This is a genomic window from Nocardia sp. NPDC019219 (genome assembly GCF_040632645.1).
Classification (GTDB): Bacteria; Actinomycetota; Actinomycetes; order Mycobacteriales; family Mycobacteriaceae; genus Nocardia; species Nocardia sputorum.
Map to the genome: position 1 here is coordinate 157842 of NZ_JBEYCG010000009.1, position 18548 is coordinate 176389.

The window sequence follows — 18548 nt, forward strand, 5'->3', positions numbered from 1 at the left end:
CGCCTAGCAGCATTGAGGCAGTGTCGGTCCCATGACCGGCACTGCCTTTTCCGTCCGAACCAAGCCACCGCGCGTCTACCCCGCTGGACCACCGCGCGTCGTCCGTGTCGCGTTCGTCGCACTGGTCGTGGCATTGGTCGCGGGTGTCGCCGAGGCGATCGCGCGGGCCTTCGTGTCCCCCCGAGCCGACCTGGCGAGCGTCGCGACCGGGCTGGGCCTCCGCATGGCGATCTACCTTCTGGTGCTCGCCGTCGCGGTGCGTATGACTCGCGGCGACCGCTGGGCCCGCCTGCTGCTCACCGTCGGCATCGGCGTCTTCGGCCTGTTGTCGTTGATCATCGAGCCGCTCGCAGCGGCCATGTCCGCGAACGAACTGCGTGACCTCGTACAGGATGCCGCACCCGCGTCGCTGCTGCTCGCCGCCTTCCGCACGGTTCACGTCATTGCCGTGCTGATCGCCATCCCGGCGCTCTACACCCGGCCCGCGCGCCGCTACTTCCGCGAGCACTGATCCCCGAGCACGCTTCGTGCCCCGCGCCCCTGGCGGGTGCGGGGCACCGGCGCGCTAGGCGAGGGCCGCGTCGAGGGTGATGTGGTCGACGCCGGCGAGGGCCTTGCTCACCGGGCAGCCCGCCTTGGCGGCCTCGGCCGCGGCCTGGAAGGCGTCCGCGTCGATGCCCGAGACGCGACCGCGGACGGTCAGCTTGATCCCGGTGATCCGGAAGCCGCCCGCCGGGTCGGGGCCGAGGGTCACATCGGCGGCGACGTCCAGGCTCTCCGGGGTGCCGCCCGCGTTGCCGATCTGCGCCGACAGCGCCATCGCGTAGCAGGACGAGTGCGCGGCCGCGATCAGTTCTTCCGGGCTGGTGGTGCCGTCGGCCTCCTCGGCGGAACGCTTGGGAAACGACACGTCGTACTTACCGACCCCCGAACTGGCCAGTTCGACCTGTCCCGAACCCTCCTGCAGGGTGCCGGTCCAGGCAGTACGCGCGGTACGTGTGGGCATCACGGTCCTTTCGCCGATGATCGTTTGACGATTCAGGACGAACCTACCCCGGCCGACGCGCCCCGGCCCACCGGTTCACCGATCGCGTTCGCCGCGACGCAGGGGCTCGAACACGGCGGGCGCGTCTGCGGTAAGTGCCCCACGCCCAAGCGAATCCGGGCGGTCGAGGGTCCTACTCCGGGTTCGTGATCCTGGCCAGCACGATGCCGCCGAGGATCAACGCGAGCGCCAGCATGCGCCCGATGCCCAGCGGGTCCTTGTGGACGACGATGCCGAGGGTGATCGCGCCGAGCGCGCCGATGCCGGTGAAGACCGCGTAGGCGGTGCCGACCGGCAACGTCTGCATGGCGCGCGACAGCAGGTAGACAGCGGTCGCGCCGAGCAGGAAACAAACCAGGGTGGGGACGAGCCTGGTGAAATTCTCGGTCGGTTTGATGCTCTGCGACCAGACGATCTCCACGAGCCCGGCGGCGGCGAGAACCACCCAGTTCATGTCAGTACTCCCCGGCCAGAGCGCGGGCGGCGGCCAAAGCGCCCGCGTACGACGTCTCGTGCTCGGCGCGCAGGTGCGCCAGCGCCGGGTCCTGACGGGCATTCGCCAGTTCCGCCTGCACGAAAACGGTATCGGATACGGCGAAATGGCCCGCGAAGAAGTCGCGCAGGAAACGCTCCTGATAGTCGTAGGCGGCTTTGGGGGCGCCGGGCGAGTAAGCGCCGCCGCGCGCGCTCGTCACGACGAACCGACGGTGGCCCAGCGACATTCGCGGAAAGGTCACCTGGTCCAGCCACGCTTTGAGCGAGGCCGGGATCGAGTAGTTGTACATCGGGGTGCCGATCAGGATCACATCGGCCGCGAGCAACTCGGCGAGCAACGGCTCGACGACCTTCCACGCGGCGGCCTGCTCCGGGGTGCGCACCAAGGCCCCGAGCCGCGCCGGGTCGGTGCTCGGCAAGGCGAGCACGGCGTCACACAGCTCGGTCCACGCCTCGCCGATGAAGGGCACCGGCTCGGCGGCGAGGTCGCGGTAGTGGTAGCCGCCATCCGGATGCCCCGCGCGCCACGCGTCGGCGAAGGCGCCGCTCAGTTCCCGGCTGATCGACCGCCGCCGGGCGCTGGCGTCTACGTGCAACAGGGTGCTCATGGTCCGACCTCCAGTAAGTGGACAAACTGTCCGATTAGCGACGGGCCCACCGTACTCGCAATGCGGACATGTTGTCCACTTATCGCGAGATCGGCTACAGTCACGGCATGCACCCCCGATCCGATCTGCTCGCCGGCCTCGGTCCGGGCCGGTCGGCTCCCCCGGAACGCGCGGACGCGGCCCGCAACCGAGCCAAAGTCCTCGCCGCCGCGGCCGAGTTGTTCGCCACCCGGGACCCACGCACGGTGACGATGGACGACATCGCGAAGGCGGCGGGCGTCGGCCGCGGCACCCTGTACCGGCGGTATCCGGACACGAATTCGGTCGCCGTAGCCCTGCTGGACGAACACGAGCGAGCACTGCAAGAGAAACTGCTCTCCGGTCCGCCGCCGCTCGGGCCCGGAGCTCCGCCCGGGCAGAGACTGGCCGCGTTCTACGCCGCGATGGTCGAATTGCTGGACGCGCACGCCCATCTGGCGCTCGGCGCGGAGATCGGCGGGGCCCGCTTCGCGACCGGGGCTTACGGATTCTGGTACGCCCATGTGCGAGCGCTGCTGGCGGCGGCCGGGATTCGCGAACCGGACGCGCTGGTCGACCCGCTCCTCGCACCCCTGGCGGCCGAGGTCTACCGGCAGCAACGCGAGCGCGGCCTGACTTCCGGACAGATCACCGACGCACTCCGCGTGATCGCCGAAACGGTGCTCGCCCGGAGATGAGCACGGCCGCCGAGTCCCTCCACAACGAAACCGTCGGTGGACAACGCCCACCGACGGTTTCGGCACCCCTCGTGGTTCACACCAGATCGCGTTCGCGCAGTAGCCAGATCGTGCCGCCCGCGAACAGCACCAGGTAGGCCACCAGTACGACCAGCGATTCGGTCCGGCCGAGCACGTGCAGCACGCCTGGCGTGGCAGGACCGTCCACAGTGCGCATCGCCCCCGCCAGCGACCCGGCCGCCGTGCCGGGCAGATGATCGGTGATCACCTCGATCGGAGCGAAGATCCCGGCGACGCCGCGCAGCAGATTCTCCACCACCAGCACCCAGACCAGGCCGAGCCCCACCGCCGGCGCGGGCCCACGGGCGATCGCGCCGATCAGCGCGCCCGCCAGTGTCCACATGCCGAGAATGACTACTCCCGTGAGGATCCCGAGCAGTGAACGGTCCAGCGCGGGCAGGGCGAGCGGCTGCGACTGGGACGCCGCGATCAGCGCGGCCACCGCGATGTCGGTGACGAACGCCGTGCACACCAACGCCACCACCACGGCCGCGAGACTCACCACCACCGCGGCGACCGCCCGCACCCGCGAAGGCCCCTGGGTGAACACGGTCTTCCAGGTGCCCCAGCCATACCCGCTGCCGACCGTCAAGGCGCCGAGAATGAGCATCAACGCGCCGCCGAACATGGCCATGCCTTGGGTGAACACTTCGGGCACCGCGGCGGGCAACATCTGTCGCAGCAGCGCCTCGCGCGGCAGTCCGTTGGACATCCGGCTCGATTCCCCCGAGGTGTAGGCCAGATAGTTGAACAGATAGGCGAATGTGAGATTCAGCAGAATCCACGTGCCGAGCACGATCCAGAACGCCGGCCACTTCCGCAGCCGCAGCATTTCGGCCTTCGTGCTCGCGACCAGGTCGCGGATCGCCATGCCGTTCATCGCGCGGCCTCCCATCGCGTCATCTCGAAGAACACTTCCTCCAGGGACTTCTCGTCGGCCCGCAGCTCCAGCAGATCCGCGCCCGCCGCCACGACCGCGCGGGCCACCGCGGGGGCGGTGACGGTGTCCGACTCGATCCGGATGCCCTTCGCGGTCAGCAGCGCCGAGCGTTCGCCCACCAGCCGCCGCACCGCGGGGAAGGCCACCTCCACCGGCTCGGCCCGCAGCAGCAGCGACGAGTTCCCGCGCAACTCCGCGACGGTCGCTTCGGTGAGCAGCCTGCCCTGCGCGATCACGCCCACCCGGTCGCAGATCGCCTGCACTTCGCTCAGCATGTGGCTCGACAGCAGCACCGTGCGGCCCTCGGCGGCCGAAGTGGTGATGAGTTCCCGCATTTCGGCCATACCGGCGGGGTCGAGGCCATTCGTCGGCTCGTCCAGGATCAGCAAGTCCGGATCGCCGAGCAGGGCGGCGCCCACGCCGAGGCGCTGCTTCATGCCCAGCGAGTACGTGCGGTATTTGTCCTCGGCGCGACTCGCCAGCCCCACCCGCTCGAGCACGTCCTCCACCTCCGGCCGCCCGAGCCCGCGATACTGGGCGAGCACGCGCAGGTTATCCCGGCCGGAAAGGTACGGGTAGAAGCCGGGGCCTTCGATGAGCACGCCGATCCGGCGGACCACCGCCGGATCACCGGGACGACGCCCCGCGACCGTGGCCGTGCCTTCACTCGGACGGATCAGCCCGGCCAGCATGCGCAGTGTGGTGGTCTTGCCCGCGCCGTTCGGGCCGAGGAAGCCGTAGATCTCGCCGGCCGCGACGCTCATGCTCACATCGTCGACAGCGGTGTGCTCCCCGTAGCGTTTGGTCAACCCGCGGGTGACCACGATCGAATCTGTCATGCCTCGAGAATCCGCCGCCGACCCGATGCGGACATCCGTCGCCGGGCGACGATCGGCATACGTAGCTGGAACGACGGCCGTCGTTCGCGGCTGCGCGGCCGTGCCGAGTCAGCCGGCGCGCGGTCGTGTCCGGGGAGGCCGATCCGTCGGCGAATATCCGAATCGGCGCTATTCCGGCGAAATACGTTCCCAGGCGGACGTCGAATCACGACCGGGCCGCATAGGCTACGTGCGTGCGGGTGGCAGGGATTACGGATCGGAGTTCGGTCGGCTGGGACTGGGGCGTCGCGCTCGTCGTCGCCGCGGTTCAAGTGGTCGGAGGCACTTTCGCGAATATGCGGCAGACCGGAGTGCACTCCCTCGACGCGCTCGGTTACGTGCTGCTGCTGGCCGGGCCGGTGGCGTTGGTCTGGCGGCGCGTACAGCCGGTGCCCGTGCTGATCGTCGTGCTCGCCGTATGTCTGGCGTACTTCCTGCGGGGCTACGGGTACGGCCCGATCTTCGTCGCACTGGTCGTCGCGTTCTTGACCGCCGCGAGCAGCGGATCACGGTGGTGGACCTATCCGCTGGTCCCGCTCGGGTATCTGGCGCTGGTCTGGCCGCTGCCCGCGCTGCTGGGCCGCCCCGCCGACCTGTGGCAGGTGTTCGCGCTGATGGCGTGGCTGTCGGTGCTGCTGCTGGCGGCCGAGGGCATCCGGCAGCGCAAGGCCGTGCTGGTCGCGCGCAGGCAGCGCGCCGAGGCCGCGCAGCGGGACGAGGAAGCGCAGCGCGAGCGGCGAGCCAGCGAAGAGCGGCTCGCCATCGCCCGCGAGCTGCACGACGTGCTGGCCCACAGCCTTTCGATGATCAACGTGCAGTCCTCGGTGGCCCTGGAACTGCTCGACAAACGCCCGGAGCAGGCGGAGACGGCGCTCACTGCGATCAAGAACGCCAGTCGCGACGCTCTCGCCGAGGTGCACGCGCTCCTGCACACGATCCGTTCCGGCAGCGCGCCCACAACTTCGGCCGAGCAGATGCCTGCGGCTGACGCGGAGGAGAGCGCCCCCCGCACGACAGCTGCCGAGCCGCCGCCCGCACCACGGGCTCCCGCTCCGAGCATCGGCGACTTGGACGACTTGTTGCAGCGCCCGCGCGCCACCGGACTGACGGTCGGCACGCGAGTGCTCGGCACGCCGCAGCAGTTGCCCAGCGTGATCGACGTGGCGGCGGCGCGGATCGTGCAGGAGTCGCTGACCAACGTGCTCCGCCACGCACCAGGAGCCGAGGCCACGGTGACCGTGCGCTACACCCCGGACTCGGTCGACATCACCGTAGACAACAGCCGCCCGACCAGTGCCCCCACGCGCTCCGGCACCGGCGGCGGCAACGGCATCATCGGCATGCGCGAGCGCGCCCACGCCCTCGGCGGCGCGCTCACCGCGGGCCCGCGCCCCAGCGGCGGGTTCCGGGTCGCGGCGCGGCTTCCGATGAGGACACCCGAACCCGGCGCTGCCGGGACCGACTCGGCTTCATCCGAAACGCCGACTCGGAACGGCACGGCGTCACCCACACAGGGCAAGAACACCGGGGCGTCGAAAGCGCAGGCCCGGAACAACGCGACATCACCAGGACAGGCAAGGAACAACGCGGTATCAGAAGCTCGAGTCCACAACACCGCGACATCACCAACGCAGGCACGGAACACGACGCCGGAGCAGGACTCCGCGACCAGCACACGGATACCCAGCGCCGCCACAGCGCGAAGAACCGCGCAAAACGGCACAGCATCGCGCGTGACGGAACCGGGCGCGCAGAGGCCGGGCGCTTCGCCGACCGACGCCGAGACATCGCGCTCCACCGCCGCGGGCACGTCGACCACCACCGGCCCCAGCGAGGCCGAGTCGCCGGGCCGACCCGCCGATACCACCGGTCGGCCGAGCACCTCCGGCGGTCGCGCGCAGCACTGACCGCGACGAGGCGGCCCCACGCAGAGGAGACCGATGCACGACCAAGATCCGGCCCAGGCGGACTCGGCGTCCACTCCGTCCGGCGGCATCCGGGTGCTGGTGGCCGACGACCAGGCGTTGGTGCGCGGCGGTTTCGTCGCGCTGCTGGACGCCCAGGACGGCATCGAGGTGGTCGGCGAGGCGGACAACGGCGAGCAGGCCGTGCGGATGACCCGCAGCCTGCGCCCCGACGTGGTCCTGATGGACATCCGCATGCCCATCCTGGACGGTTTGGCCGCCACCCGCATGATCGCCGAGGACCCGCGACTGGCCGAGGTGCGCGTGGTCGTGCTGACCACCTTCGAGCTCGACGAGTACGTCTTCGAGGCGCTGCGCTCCGGCGCGGCCGGATTCCTGGTCAAGCACACCGAACCGGCCGATCTCGTACGAGCCGTCCGGGTGGTCGCCGCGGGCGACGCGCTGCTGTCCCCCGGCGTGACCCGCAGACTGATCACGGAGTTCTCCGCGCGCGCCAAAACACCGCCGCCCGCCACGCTGGCCGAGCTCACCGACCGCGAACGCGAGGTGATGGCTCTGGTCGCCGAGGGACTGACCAATGCCGAAATCGGGGAACGCCTCTACATGAGTCCCGCGACCGCCCGCACCCACGTCAGCCGGATTCTCGCCAAACTGCACGCCAGGGACCGCACCCAGTTGGTGGTGCTGGCCTATGAATCAGGGCTCGTCCGCCCGGGCTGGCAGTGAGGAACGGTTCTTGCCGATCAAATTCATTTCTCAATGATTCCAGCGGACGCTACGGCTCGCACATCGCCTTCCCGTGTTGTTCGCGTGGCTGCCGTCGGCAGAGGCGGACGACGCCGAAATTGGTACGGCGCCGGCACCCCAACGCCGGGATATCGTCCGATGGCAATTCTTCAGCGAACGCTATTTTGCAGGGATAACGCGCCTCAGCAAATAATTGGTAAATCCTCGTGCAAGGACCACGAGCCACTTCGAGCGTACGTATCCGAACGTATTCCGAGTGACGACGCGCGACCGATGCCCGGACGGGCCCCTCGGCGCAGTCTTTTCGCATGAACATTTTCACTCGACCCGAGGCAGTGGGTTTCCTGGCCGACCACTACGACGGCGCCTGGCACCCCTGGCCGTTCTTCTGGATCTTCCCCCTGTTGTTCTGGCTGACCGTCGTGGCGGTGCTGGTGTTCGCCCGGCGGCGGTTCATCGGGCGTGCGAGCGGTATCGGCGCGCTGCGCACCGCGTTCGCTCGCGGCGAGATCACGGAGGAGCAATACCGCAGCAGGCTCGCCGTCCTGAGCGAACCGCGGCGCCGCGGCAAGCAGTAGATCAGGAGATCCCACCCATGACCATAACCTTCGGAATCGTCCTCACCCCGCGCTCGGGAGTCGACTGGGCGCGCGCGGCCGCCGCCGCCGAACAGCGCGGCTACCGGACCCTTCTGCTGCCCGACACCCGGTTCACCCCCTCACCGTTCCCGGCCCTCGCCGCCGCGGCCGCCGTCACCACGACCATTCGCTTGCGCCCGAACGTCCTCGCCGCACCGCTGCGCACCCCCGCCGCCACCGTCCGCGAGACCGCGGCCCTGCAACTGCTGTCGGACGGGCGCTTCGAACTCGGGATCGGCTCGGGGCGACCGGACGCCGCCGCCGAAGCGCAGTGGCTGGGGGCGTCCTGGGGTTCGCCCGGACAACGACGCGCGCAGGTGGTCGCCACCATCGCCGCCGTGCGCGCTGAAGTGAACCCCGCCCCGCCGATCGTGATCGCCGCCAACGGCCCCAGGATGCTGGGGACCGCGGCGGAATTCGCCGACCGCATCCTGCTCGCCGCGGGGCCCGCCGCCACCGAGGCCGAGTTGGCCGACTTGGTTCGCACCACGCGAGAGGGCACCGACCGCCACCTGCGCTTCACCCATCAGGTGGTCGGCATCGGGCAGCGGCTCCCGATCTGGACCGCGACGAAGCTCGGCCGGAACGCCGACGAGCTCAGGGACGGGGGCGCGGCGGGCATGCTTCCGGCGGAGCCGTCGGCCGCCGCCGAGATCCTCGAGCACCGCCGGGAGAAGTACGGCATCGACGAGGTGATCGTGCCCGGCGAACTCGCCGACGACTTCGCACCGATCCTCGCTCACTTCACCGCATCGAGTTCCTGACGCGATCTGCCACCGGAATACGAAAAAGCCCGCGCCGACCGCCATACGGTGGGCACGGGCTTTCTTTCGCGACTTACTCGCCCGAGGCAGCCTCGGTGGCGCCTTCCGCCGCGCCGGTCAGCACGACTTCGGGCTTCTCCTCGGACTGCGCCTTGGTCAGCTTCGCCTTGCCGGTGAAGGTGAACTTGGCGTCCTCGCCGGAGCCCTCGCCGTCCCAGCCCTCGACATCGACCTGGATGACCTGGCCGGGACCGATCTCGCCGAAGAGGATCTTCTCCGACAGCTGGTCCTCGATCTCGCGCTGGATGGTGCGGCGCAGCGGCCGGGCACCGAGCACGGGATCGAAGCCGCGCTTGGCCAGCAGGTTCTTGGCGGTCGGGGTGAGCTCGATCGCCATGTCCTTGTTCTTCAGCTGCGTGGCGACGCGGCCGATCATCAGGTCCACCATCTCGACGATCTGCTCGTTGGTGAGCTGGTGGAAGACGATCACGTCGTCGATGCGGTTGAGGAACTCGGGCCGGAAGTGCTTCTTCAGCTCGTCGTTGACCTTGAGCTTCATCCGCTCGTAGTTCGAGCCCTCGTTGTTGGACTGCGAGAAGCCCAGGCCGACGGCCTTCGAGATGTCCGAGGTGCCGAGGTTCGAGGTGAAGATCAGCACCGTGTTCTTGAAGTCCACGGTCCGACCCTGGCCGTCGGTGAGGCGGCCGTCCTCCAGCACCTGCAACAGGGTGTTGTAGATCTCCTGGTGGGCCTTCTCGATCTCGTCGAACAGCACGACCGAGAACGGCTTGCGGCGCACCTTCTCGGTGAGCTGGCCGCCCTCCTCGTAGCCGACGTAGCCCGGAGGGGCGCCGAACAGCCGCGAGGCGGTGAAGCGGTCATGGAACTCGCCCATGTCGATCTGGATGAGCGCGTCGTCGTCGCCGAACAAGAAGTTCGCCAGTGCCTTGGACAGCTCGGTCTTACCGACGCCGGACGGGCCGGCGAAGATGAACGAACCGGACGGACGCTTCGGGTCCTTCAGGCCGGCACGGGTACGGCGGATGGCCTTGGAGACGGCCTTGACCGCGTCCTCCTGGCCGATGATCCGCTTGTGCAGCTCGTCCTCCATACGGAGCAGACGGGTGGTCTCCTCCTCGGTGAGCTTGAACACCGGGATACCGGTCCAGTTCGCCAGCACCTCGGCGATCTGCTCGTCGTCGACCTCGGCCACGACGTCCAGGTCACCGGAGCGCCACTGCTTCTCCCGCTCGGCCCGCTTGGCGAGGAGCTGCTTCTCCTTGTCACGCAGTCGCGCGGCCTTCTCGAAGTCCTGCGCGTCGATCGCGGACTCCTTCTCCCGGCGCGCCTCGGCGATCTTGTCATCGAACTCGCGCAGGTCCGGCGGCGCGGTCATGCGACGGATGCGCATCCGCGCGCCCGCCTCATCGATCAGGTCGATCGCCTTGTCCGGCAGGAACCGGTCGTTGATGTAGCGGTCGGCCAAGGTGGCGGCGGCCACCAGCGCGCCGTCGGTGATGGAGACGCGGTGGTGCGCCTCGTAGCGGTCGCGCAGACCCTTGAGGATGTTGATGGTGTGCTCGACGGTCGGCTCGCCGACCTGCACCGGCTGGAACCGGCGCTCCAGGGCGGCGTCCTTCTCGATGTACTTGCGGTACTCGTCGAGGGTGGTCGCGCCGATGGTCTGCAGCTCGCCGCGGGCCAGCTTCGGCTTCAGGATCGAGGCCGCGTCGATGGCGCCCTCGGCGGCGCCCGCACCGACCAGCGTGTGCAGCTCGTCGATGAACAGGATGATGTCGCCGCGGGTGTTGATCTCCTTGAGCACCTTCTTCAGGCGCTCTTCGAAGTCACCGCGGTAGCGGCTGCCCGCGACCAGGGAGCCCAGGTCGAGGGTGTAGAGCTGCTTGTCCTTCAGCGTCTCGGGGACCTCGCCGTTGACGATGGCCTGCGCGAGCCCCTCGACGACGGCGGTCTTGCCGACGCCGGGCTCGCCGATCAGCACCGGGTTGTTCTTGGTACGGCGGCTGAGCACCTGCATGACGCGCTCGATCTCCTTCGAGCGGCCGATGACCGGGTCGAGCTTGCCCTCGAGCGCGGCCTGCGTCAGGTTGCGGCCGAACTGATCGAGCACCAGCGAGGTGGACGGGGTGCCCGCCTCGCCGCGGGAACCGGATTCCACCGGCTCCTTGCCCTGGTACCCGGACAGCAACTGGATGACCTGCTGGCGCACACGATTGAGATCGGCGCCCAGCTTCACCAGCACCTGCGCCGCCACACCCTCACCCTCACGGATGAGGCCGAGCAGGATGTGCTCGGTGCCGATGTAGTTGTGACCGAGCTGCAGCGCCTCGCGAAGGCTCAGCTCCAGCACCTTCTTGGCGCGCGGGGTGAACGGGATGTGACCGGACGGGGCCTGCTGGCCCTGGCCGATGATCTCCTCCACCTGGCTACGCACGCCTTCCAGCGAAATGCCGAGCGACTCCAGCGACTTGGCCGCGACGCCCTCACCCTCGTGAATCAGCCCCAGCAGGATGTGCTCGGTGCCGATGTAGTTGTGGTTGAGCATCCGGGCCTCTTCCTGGGCCAGGACAACGACACGCCTCGCGCGGTCGGTGAACCTCTCGAACATCGCTCCCTCACTCTCCTGCTCCGACATTCTGGCAACAGACGCCGCAGTGTGCTGTGTACAACAACCGTGGGCGTCAGCCTGCCATGAAGCCCGGGGGTTGCGGCCCCCGCCTCCACTCTAGTTGGCGGGGGATGCCACCGCCGCCGGTCCACCCTATTGCCGACCGGCGACAGCACGGTCATTCACTCATAACGTGGGCGGCGGGGGATTCGTTTCCGGCCGGGTTTTGCCCTCAGCGAACAAACCGTCCGCCGACCGGATCCGCGCCGCACACGTACGACCTCGGCTGCCTACCCCGTGTACGGGTCGACGAAACCGCAGGGCACCGGGCGTTGATGAGCGGGATCGAGCGCGTTGAGCACGTAGGTCGCGGCCCTCTTGCTGCCCGCTATGCCCGTATGCCCAGAGTAGTCCGTCGAGCAGCCGTCCTGAACCACGATGTTCGTCACGTGCGGGCCGGTGACCAATCCGGAGGTGTACGGCACCACCAGTTCGTCCAGCACGGTCGCGATATTGGTGTAGGTCACGTCGGGGTGGTAGACGCCGTCCGCGTTGAGCGCGCGCACGAACTCCGACCCTTGCAGCACCTGGCGGCAGGCATTGCAGGGCGATCCGGCCACGGCGTCGAACAGCGGGCCGAGGCCCAGGCGCGTACCGAACGCGTTCAGGTCCGCCATGCCATAGGCGTTCGAGCCCTGCCACGGCGGGGCCAGACCGACCATCTTGTCCACCTTGCCCGCGCCCGCGAGCCGTTTGACGAAGTAGTTGCCGATGAAGTTGCCCTGGGAATGGCCGACGAGATCGACCTTCCGCGCGCCGGTCGCCGCGCGCACCCGGTCGACGAAAGCGGCGAGCTGGGCCGCGCTCTGCTCGATCGGGAGCATGCCCCCGATGGCCGACGCGGGCCACGGCAGGTTGTAGGCGCCGAACGTGGACGAGTACACGCAGTAGCCCTCGTTGGCGAGCAACGGCGCGTACACGCCCCAATTCGTCTGTGCGCCACCGCCCGTGCCGTGCACGAGGACCACCGGGTTCGGATGCTCGGAGCTGGGCCGGCAGGACCAGTCGTTGGTGCCGGGCAGCGAGCCGCCCGGATTGGACAGTTCGGCGGGAATGCCCGCGAAGAAGTTGAATTCGACCGGATATCGCTCCTGCGCGTCGGCCGCGCCCGCGGTGGCGCATACCGCTACGAGCAGAACGATGAACAACGAAAAGCCTGGGACACGCCGCACGATAGCCTCCCGGTCCGGTCTCGTCTTCCCGGGAAGCTACCGCACGGAGTGGCCCAGACGAGGCAGATTCCGGCGGGTCGTCGCGGAAACTAGCTCTGACCGAAGGCGGGCGCCGAGGCGTGGTGCGGCGCCGCGGCCGATGCCTTGCCCTGCTGCACGCCCGCGACGACCAGCGCGCCGCACAGCACCAGGAAGGCCAGCGTGTGCAGGACGCCGCGCAGGAGGTTCCAGCGGACCCAGGCGGATTCGAAGTCGGCGCGCACCGCGGCGAGGTCGGTGATGGACGCCGGGTCGCCCGCGGCGGCCAGCTGGTCGTTGAGCGGGACGTTCAGCCCCGAGGTCACCGCGAAGGCGACGACGTTGAGCACCAGCGCGAGCACGATCCAGATCAGCGTGCTCCGGTGCTCTCGGCCCAGGTGCAGCGCCGCCGCCAGGATGGTGAACCCCACCGTGCCGAGGAAGGCGATCATGAACCACGGATTGATGATCACCACGTTGATCTTCTGCATCACGTCGATCATGGCGCGATCGTCGGTGCGGGCCAGCGCGGGCATCACCGAGTTGACGTACGCGTAGAACAGGCCCGCGATCAGGCCCGTCGCCAGCGTGGCGAGCACCAGTGCGGCGAGGCGGGTGGCGGTCATGACTTCCTCCTGCTGGGAAACCGTCCGGAGTCGTCGCTCCGGCTGCGTGTCCCAGTCAAGCCGCTGCCCCGGTGACTCTCCATGGTCGAGAAGCTCGACCGCCTGCGCGAGCGTCTACGGTGGAGGTCTCACAGATCCCGATCGGAAATGAGCCCACTCTGCATGGCCAGTCCCGCCAGCCGCACGCGCTTCTGGTTCTGCGGCAGATCCTCCACCCCGAACTTCGCGAACAGGGCGCGCAGGTGGGTCTTGATCGCGTCCACGCTGAGGAACAGCTCCTCGGCGATCTGCTGATTCGAGGCGGGAGTGGCGAAACCCGCGCCGTGCTTGTACGGACGGCACAGCGCGATCAGAACCGAGCGCTGTGTTTCGGTGAGCGAGCGCGCGGTGGGTATCGAGCCGGTGGACGTACGGGTGATGTCGTCGGACACGGCGCCGAAGTCGTGGAAGGACACCCGCGAGGTGCCGACCCGGATGACGTCGCCCGCCATCAGCCTGCGGCGGCCGACGAGCCGGTCCCCGTTGACGAACGTGCCGTTGCGGGAGAGGCCGTCGTCCACGATGGTCCAGTGCGCACCCAGGTATTCGACCGCCGCGTGTAGCCGGGAGACTTCGGCGTCCCAGCTCAGAGCGAGATCGGCATGCGGGGAGCGGCCGATGGTGACGCGCCCGCGGTCGGGGGTCAGCGTGAACTCCTGCTGCCGGCCGGCGTCATCGGTGAACCGCAAGAATGATCCGACGAATCCTGTCACTGTGCCGATACCTCACCTCTCCATACCGCCAGTGACCGTCGCACGTTTCCATGGTGCCGCGTCCGGGTACCGCGAGCAAGATCGATTCATCCGCCGCGGACGGCCTGCCGTGTGATCTGGTCTCGCTGCTATATCGAAGCCCTATCACAAACAAGACCGCCGCCCCGACGTCGCACGATTCGCCGGGACGGCGGCCGGAAAAAGAACTATCCCTTCGCGGCCTTGTTGTACGCGTCGGTGATGTCGGCGGAGATGCGGCCCCGCGCGGACACCTTGTGCCCATTCCGACGCGCCCACTCACGAATTGCGGCGCTTTGTTCCCGATCGATCGAGACCCGGCTCTTGGGAGTGCCCGTGGCAGCCGCGGCGGCCTTGACCCGGCGGCGGCCGCTCACCCGGCGGGCATTCGTAACCCACTCCTCCAAACCGTCGCGCAGCTTCGCCGCATTTGCCGACGACAGGTCGATCTCGTACGACACACCGTCGATCGCAAACTCGATGGTCTCGTCCGCGATGGACTCACCGTCGACATCGTCGATCAGGCTAACGGTGACCTTCTTTGCCATGAGATGAACGTCCTCTCGAAATCGTGCGACCCGCATACTAGGCCGATTACCCGAGGCAAGAATACCCCGAATTCCGGAAATTCCAAGACGGAGCCGCTGCTTTGCAATCCAGTGGTCACCTGGTGACCGGACGCACAATTGGGAACAGTATCGTTTCTCGGATTCCCAATCCGGTCAGCGCCATCAACAACCGATCGATTCCCATACCCGTTCCGGTGGTCGGCGGCATGCCGTGCTCCATCGCCGCGAGGAAGTCCTCGTCCAGCACCATAGCCTCGTCGTCACCCTGCGCGGCCAGCCGGGCCTGATCGACGAACCGCTCGCGCTGGATCACCGGGTCGACCAACTCCGAATAGCCCGTGGCTAACTCGAAGCCGCGCACATAGAGATCCCACTTCTCCGTCACGCCCGCGGCGCTGCGATGCTGCCTGGTCAACGGGGAGGTCTCCACCGGGAAGTCGCGCACGAAAGTCGGCGCGTACAGCTTGTCGCCATACTGATGTTCCCAGAGTTCCTCGACGAGTTTCCCGTGGCCGTAGCCCTTGCCCTCCGGAATTTCCAGACCGACCCGATCGGCGAGCGCGCGCAATTCGGCGACCGACGTTTCCGGAGTGACCTGCACACCCAGCGCGTCCGACAGCGAAGGGTACATCTCGACGGTGGCCCACTCGCCGCGGAGATCGTATTCGGTGCCGTCGGCCAGGGTCACCACCTGGGTACCGAAGGCCTCCTGAGCCACTTCCTGCACCAATTCCCGGATCATGACCGCCGAGTCGTCATAGGTGCCGTATGCCTGGTACGTCTCCAGCATCGCGAACTCGGGGGAATGGGTGGAGTCCGCGCCCTCGTTCCGGAAGTTCCGGTTGATCTCGAAGACCCGCTCCAAGCCGCCCACCACACAGCGCTTCAGGAACAGCTCGGGCGCGATGCGCAGGTAGAGGTCCATGTCGAGGGCATTGGAATGGGTGACGAACGGCCGGGCCGCCGCGCCGCCGTGCAGCGTCTGCAGCATGGGCGTCTCCACCTCGAGGAAGCCCCTGCGCTCCAGCGCGGCGCGCAGCGCGCGCACCACGGCGATGCGCGTACGGGCCATTTCCCTGGCCTCCGGGCGCACGATCAGGTCCACATAGCGCTGCCGGACCCGCGACTCCTCGTTCATCTCTTTATGCGCCACCGGCAGCGGTCGCAGGGCCTTCGCCGCCATGAACCAGGAATCGGCCATGACGCTCAGTTCCCCGGTCCGTGAGGAGATGACCTCACCGTGCACGAAAACGAAGTCACCGAGGTCGACGTCGGCCTTCCAGGCGGCGAGGGCGTCCGCGCCGACCCCGTTGAGGCTGATCATCGCCTGCAGCTTGGTGCCGTCGCCCTCCTGCAGTGTCGCGAAACACAACTTGCCGGTATTACGCAGGAATATGACGCGCCCGGCGACTCCCACCTGTTGCCCGGTGGCGGTGTCGGCGGCCAGGTCCGGATATGCGGCCCGAATTTCCGCCAGGGTATGTGTGCGCGGCACCACGACGGGATAGGCCTCGCCACCGGCCGCCAGCAGCCGCTCCCGCTTCTCCCGGCGAATCCGTATCTGCTCCGGGGCATCGTCGGCGCCGGGCGCCACGGCAGGCCGCGAATCCGATGTCGATGCGCTGGAAGATGCAGAGTTCGGGGTGCTCACATCGAACAACCCTAGCGTGCACCGGAAATCGTTTTGCGCGCCGCCCGGACTCCGACCCGGAGTAACGAAACGGTATCGATGCGACACCCCGCCCTGGACACCCCGGCTCGCCCGCCAAAGACGCGAAATAGCCGGTGCGCATCATGCTGTGTGCGAAAACGCCTGCGCGACCGGCTATTTCGAGATGGAAGTGTTGACGGGGGAATTACAGCAAGGCGAGCGCGTCGGCCTCCCGCGCGAAGTGCGGCGCCCCGACGGCGACGTTCAACAGTCCGGCCGCCTTCAACGCCTGGTAGCCGCCCACCAGGTCGGTCGCCCGGTGCAGTCCGAGTTGCTGCAGCGCGGCGGCGGCCAGGCTGGAGGTATAGCCCTCCGAGCAGACGACGATCCATTCCACGTCGTGATCGGCGGCTAGCGCCAGGCGGGCGGAACTGGTGGGATCCAGCCGCCATTCCAGGACATTGCGCTCGATCACCAGAGCACCCGGCAAGGTGCCCTCCCGCCCGCGTTGGGCCTGCGGCCGGATATCCACCAGAATGGCGCCGCGCTCGATGGCTTCCGGCAATTCGAAGGCATAGATCCGGTCGAGTTGCGCCCGTGCGTTCTCGAGCATCTGATCGATGGTCAAACGGGTCATCACATGTCACCTTCGGGCTGGTCGGTGAGGACGGTTCGGGTGCGCCGCAGGGTGCCGTGACCGGTCACCTCGTAATACGACATGGCGGTGAGAGGCGGGGAATAGGCGTGCACGCTCAGCGTCGGATCGAGCGGGCCCACGGATTCGGCGGCGCCCGGCACGGCGGCCGACGCGCGCATGACGTCGTGCACCCAGCCGATCGGGAACGACGCCTGGTCACCCGCCGCGAGCGTGCGGCAGCGCAGTTCCGTTCCGTTCCAACGGTATTCGGACAGCGCCCCACTGAGTACGGTGAGCGCCCCGAGCGATCCCGCATGGTCGTGCAGCTCGGTCGACTTGCCCGGCGTCCAGCTGATCAGCCAGACGTCCACCTCGTCGTCCGTGAGCAGCCTGGCCGCCCAGCGCTCGTCCGCCGGCCAGTTCCCACCGGCGGGAAGCAGGTGGTCGTATCGCCCGGCCAGCACGTCCTCGGCGCCCTCGTCGGTCAGCCGCAGCAGATCGGCGGGGCGCAACCGGGTGGGTAAGGCGGGTGCCACCGAACGTTCTACCGGCGGGGTAGCCGACAGCGCGGTACGCGCGGAAGAAAGGGAAAGAACAGAAGAACGCATGAGCGAATCTCCAGGAGGAAGGTATCGGTCGAGGACGGGAACTCAGCCTCGATCGGTCGAGGCACGTCAGCCTCGACAACACTCCTGGGTGCTCGCGTAGAACGTCACGAGAGGGAGTTTAACAGCAGACGACGCGGTGCCGACAACTCCCGGTCCTGCGACAAATCCAACACCGCGTATATCAGACACTTCCCTTGCGCCGCTGGTTGCGTTCGTATACGAGTCGCAGCCCGGTCAGCGTGAGGTGTGGATCGTGATCGTCGATCGTTTCCGATTCCGGGACGATCAATGGCGCGGTCGCGCCGGTCGCCACCACCGCGACGTCGTCGCCGGCGAAGGCGTCGAACTCGTCGCGAATCCGATCGATCAGGCCGTCCACCAGTCCGGCGAAACCGAACACCGCGCCCGATTGCATGCATTCCATGCTGTTCTTGCCCAGCACCGACCGCGGCCTGGTCAGCTCCGCCCGCCGCAGCGCACTGCGCTCCACCAGGGCTTCGGTGGAGATCTCCACCCCGGGCGCGATGATTCCGCCGAGGAACTCGCCCTTCTTCGACACCAGATCCACACAGATCGCCGTGCCGAAATCGACGACGATCGCGGGCGCGGAATACCGCTGGTATGCGGCCAGGCAATTGACGATGCGGTCGGCGCCCACTTCTTTGGGATTGTCCACCAGCAGCGGAATCCCCGTGCGCACACCGGGTTCCACCAGCACGTGCGGAACGTGTCCCCAATACTGGCTGAGCATCCCGCGCAGTTCGCGCAGCACGGGCGGCACCGTCGAAAGCGCCGAGACGCCGATCACCTCGTCCAGTTGCGCGCCGACCAGCCCGCGCACCTGCATGGCGAATTCGTCGGCGGTCAGCAGCGGATTGGTGTGCATCCGCCAGTGCCGAACCAGTTTCGAATGCGCTCCGGAACCGGAGAACAGACCGAGTTCGATACTCGTGTTGCGGACATCGATGGTCAGCAGCATGTCCGGGTCGCCG

The 18548-nt window shown here is 68.1% G+C and carries 20 protein-coding genes; 6 read left to right on the top strand and 14 right to left on the bottom strand.

The window, feature by feature from the left end; genetic code table 11:
* Positions 1-31 precede the first annotated feature (31 nt).
* Positions 32-511 (top strand): hypothetical protein, encoded by a 480-nt coding sequence (locus ABZ552_RS18750; protein WP_281919150.1) that lies wholly within the window; start codon positions 32-34, stop codon positions 509-511.
* 54 nt (positions 512-565) lie between these two features.
* On the opposite strand, the gene ABZ552_RS18755 is transcribed toward ABZ552_RS18750, so the two are convergent.
* The 3 genes from ABZ552_RS18755 to ABZ552_RS18765 form a co-directional block, all read right to left on the bottom strand.
* Positions 566-1006, bottom strand: coding sequence for an OsmC family peroxiredoxin (locus tag ABZ552_RS18755; protein WP_281877013.1), 441 nt, complete (start codon positions 1004-1006; stop codon positions 566-568).
* A gap of 172 nt (positions 1007-1178) precedes the next feature.
* Positions 1179-1499, bottom strand: a complete 321-nt coding sequence (locus ABZ552_RS18760; protein ID WP_281877011.1) for a multidrug efflux SMR transporter — start codon at positions 1497-1499, stop codon at positions 1179-1181.
* 1 nt (position 1500) lies between these two features.
* On the bottom strand, positions 1501-2148 hold the full coding sequence (locus ABZ552_RS18765) for an NAD(P)H-dependent oxidoreductase (protein ID WP_281877009.1): 648 nt from the start codon (positions 2146-2148) through the stop codon (positions 1501-1503).
* 107 nt (positions 2149-2255) lie between these two features.
* Between ABZ552_RS18765 and ABZ552_RS18770 the strand changes: the two genes are divergently transcribed.
* Positions 2256-2864: a TetR/AcrR family transcriptional regulator gene (locus ABZ552_RS18770; protein WP_281919152.1), complete on the top strand. Its 609-nt coding sequence runs from the start codon at positions 2256-2258 to the stop codon at positions 2862-2864.
* A 76-nt stretch (positions 2865-2940) separates the two neighbouring features.
* On the opposite strand, the gene ABZ552_RS18775 is transcribed toward ABZ552_RS18770, so the two are convergent.
* Positions 2941-3804, bottom strand: coding sequence for an ABC transporter permease (locus ABZ552_RS18775; protein WP_357438584.1), 864 nt, complete (start codon positions 3802-3804; stop codon positions 2941-2943).
* Positions 3801-4703: an ABC transporter ATP-binding protein gene (locus tag ABZ552_RS18780; RefSeq protein WP_281919153.1), complete on the bottom strand. Its 903-nt coding sequence runs from the start codon at positions 4701-4703 to the stop codon at positions 3801-3803. The genes ABZ552_RS18775 and ABZ552_RS18780 overlap by 4 nt, the downstream gene beginning before the upstream one ends.
* Positions 4704-4942: 239 nt before the next feature.
* Between ABZ552_RS18780 and ABZ552_RS18785 the strand changes: the two genes are divergently transcribed.
* The 4 genes from ABZ552_RS18785 to ABZ552_RS18800 all read left to right on the top strand — a co-directional run bounded on the left by ABZ552_RS18785 (position 4943) and on the right by ABZ552_RS18800 (position 8816).
* A complete protein-coding gene (locus ABZ552_RS18785) occupies positions 4943-6649 on the top strand; it encodes a histidine kinase (RefSeq protein ID WP_357438588.1) in 1707 nt (568 codons plus the stop codon).
* Positions 6650-6682: 33 nt separating this feature from the next.
* Complete coding sequence (locus tag ABZ552_RS18790; protein WP_357438592.1) at positions 6683-7393, top strand: response regulator transcription factor; 711 nt, start codon at positions 6683-6685, stop codon at positions 7391-7393.
* Positions 7394-7722: 329 nt separating this feature from the next.
* A complete protein-coding gene (locus ABZ552_RS18795) occupies positions 7723-7992 on the top strand; it encodes a hypothetical protein (protein WP_281877003.1) in 270 nt (89 codons plus the stop codon).
* Positions 7993-8009: 17 nt separating this feature from the next.
* Positions 8010-8816: an LLM class flavin-dependent oxidoreductase gene (locus ABZ552_RS18800; RefSeq protein ID WP_357438595.1), complete on the top strand. Its 807-nt coding sequence runs from the start codon at positions 8010-8012 to the stop codon at positions 8814-8816.
* 73 nt (positions 8817-8889) lie between these two features.
* Here the strand turns inward: ABZ552_RS18800 and ABZ552_RS18805 are convergent, their stop codons facing one another.
* From ABZ552_RS18805 to ABZ552_RS18845, 9 genes are all read right to left on the bottom strand, one after another.
* Positions 8890-11445: an ATP-dependent Clp protease ATP-binding subunit gene (locus tag ABZ552_RS18805; RefSeq protein ID WP_281877001.1), complete on the bottom strand. Its 2556-nt coding sequence runs from the start codon at positions 11443-11445 to the stop codon at positions 8890-8892.
* Positions 11446-11735: 290 nt separating this feature from the next.
* Entirely contained in the window at positions 11736-12647 is a 912-nt protein-coding gene (locus ABZ552_RS18810) for an alpha/beta fold hydrolase (protein WP_281919406.1), read from the bottom strand.
* A gap of 119 nt (positions 12648-12766) precedes the next feature.
* Positions 12767-13321: an anthrone oxygenase family protein gene (locus ABZ552_RS18815; RefSeq protein ID WP_357438600.1), complete on the bottom strand. Its 555-nt coding sequence runs from the start codon at positions 13319-13321 to the stop codon at positions 12767-12769.
* A gap of 128 nt (positions 13322-13449) precedes the next feature.
* Positions 13450-14049 (bottom strand): FHA domain-containing protein, encoded by a 600-nt coding sequence (locus ABZ552_RS18820; protein ID WP_281876999.1) that lies wholly within the window; start codon positions 14047-14049, stop codon positions 13450-13452.
* 230 nt (positions 14050-14279) lie between these two features.
* On the bottom strand, positions 14280-14639 hold the full coding sequence (locus ABZ552_RS18825) for an Lsr2 family protein (protein WP_159841924.1): 360 nt from the start codon (positions 14637-14639) through the stop codon (positions 14280-14282).
* Positions 14640-14754: 115 nt separating this feature from the next.
* Positions 14755-16254, bottom strand: coding sequence for a lysine--tRNA ligase (gene lysS, locus ABZ552_RS18830; RefSeq protein ID WP_357438721.1), 1500 nt, complete (start codon positions 16252-16254; stop codon positions 14755-14757).
* A gap of 262 nt (positions 16255-16516) precedes the next feature.
* Complete coding sequence (locus tag ABZ552_RS18835; protein WP_281880699.1) at positions 16517-16939, bottom strand: rhodanese-like domain-containing protein; 423 nt, start codon at positions 16937-16939, stop codon at positions 16517-16519.
* Positions 16940-16947: 8 nt separating this feature from the next.
* Positions 16948-17556: a cysteine dioxygenase family protein gene (locus ABZ552_RS18840; RefSeq protein ID WP_357438603.1), complete on the bottom strand. Its 609-nt coding sequence runs from the start codon at positions 17554-17556 to the stop codon at positions 16948-16950.
* 181 nt (positions 17557-17737) lie between these two features.
* Positions 17738-18535, bottom strand: coding sequence for a type III pantothenate kinase (locus ABZ552_RS18845; RefSeq protein WP_159841920.1), 798 nt, complete (start codon positions 18533-18535; stop codon positions 17738-17740).
* Between the last annotated feature and the right edge of the window lie 13 nt (positions 18536-18548).